Here is a 1189-nt window from a genome sequence, read left to right on the forward strand (position 1 = left end):
GCGCCGGCCACAGCGTGGTGTCCCCGCTGTCGCGCGCGATCACCAGCTTCCCGCCGCCCGCCGGGGCCCCGGCCGCGTCCTCGGCCCAGGCCACGAAGCCCAGGTCGAACTCCCGCACCCGCACCTCGCGGACGGGCGCGCCCTCCACGGGCACGGGCGAACCGTTGACCCACCGCTCGGCGCGCTCCTGCGCCTGTGCGAACGTCACCATGGCGCTCAGCCCTCCCCCGGAACAGGAACGGGAACGACGCGGGCGAAGCCCCCGTCCACCATCAGCTTCGCGACCGTCTCCAGCTCCGGCGGATTCCCCGCCAGCCGGAGCAGGAACGCGTCGAAGTCCTCGCCGCAGGGCAGCAGCAGGTCCGCCACCCGCTGGTCGACGGTCAGCCCGTCGCGGTCCGCGGCGTCGTCGTACGCGCACAGCCAGACCGAGCCCGCCTCCGCGCCCCTGACCTTCAGCGCGACGATGCCGCCCTGCACGAAGGCGATGCCCAGGTAGTCCTTGGTCAGGTGATCGCGCAGGCACTTGTTGATGTACACGAGGTCGTTGACCGCCGCCTCCTCGCGGAGCGTGAAGAACGGCTGGTCCAGCAGCAGCCCCAGCTCCGCGTCCAGGCCGACCCCGACCGGGGCGCAGCCGCCCGCGGCCTTCAGGAACGACCGGTACGCCTCGGGCAGCCGGTATCCCAGCCGCTCCTCCGCGGCGCGCACCCGGTCCTCCTCCACGGCGACCCGGTGGGGCACGGCGAAGTGCACCGGCTTCGGGTCGGCCAGGGGGCGCGTGCCGCGCTTGTGGTGGTCGACGGCCGCGGTGGCGACGCCGCCGTGGTGCCGCAGCAGGGCCTTGACCTCGGCCGGGACCAGTTCGAGGCGGCGGGTGCGCGCGACGTGGTGCCAGGTCCAGCCGTGCGGCGTGGCGACGGGCGGGAGGTCGGCCCACAGCTCGTGACCCGCGGCGTGCAGGGCCGCGTTCGCCGAGACGTAGTCCGTCAGGCGCAGCTCGTCCACGCCGAAGCCCTCGGGGGGCTCGGCGATGTCCGCCGCGGCTCTCGCATACGGCGAGAAATCGGGAAAACCGTCCGCGTCGACTCTGATGCCCTGCGGAAAACGGGCCGCCCGCACCGGGTCGGGAAACTGCACGACCTGCCCGGCATAGGCCCTGTTCGGTGGCGCGGCCTGCTGCCCGAGC

At 74.1% G+C, this 1189-nt stretch carries 2 protein-coding genes; both read right to left on the minus strand.

The window, feature by feature from the left end; genetic code table 11:
* Positions 1-211: hypothetical protein (locus tag D7231_RS35195; RefSeq protein WP_147449904.1), on the minus strand; the 211-nt coding region annotated here is incomplete at its 3' end.
* A 5-nt stretch (positions 212-216) separates the two neighbouring features.
* Positions 217-1189, minus strand: a 973-nt coding sequence (locus D7231_RS35200; RefSeq protein ID WP_242000089.1) for an SMI1/KNR4 family protein, incomplete at its 5' end; no start/stop codon positions are given.

The sequence above is a fragment of the Streptomyces klenkii genome, assembly GCF_003626645.1.
Taxonomy (GTDB): domain Bacteria; phylum Actinomycetota; class Actinomycetes; order Streptomycetales; family Streptomycetaceae; genus Streptomyces; species Streptomyces klenkii.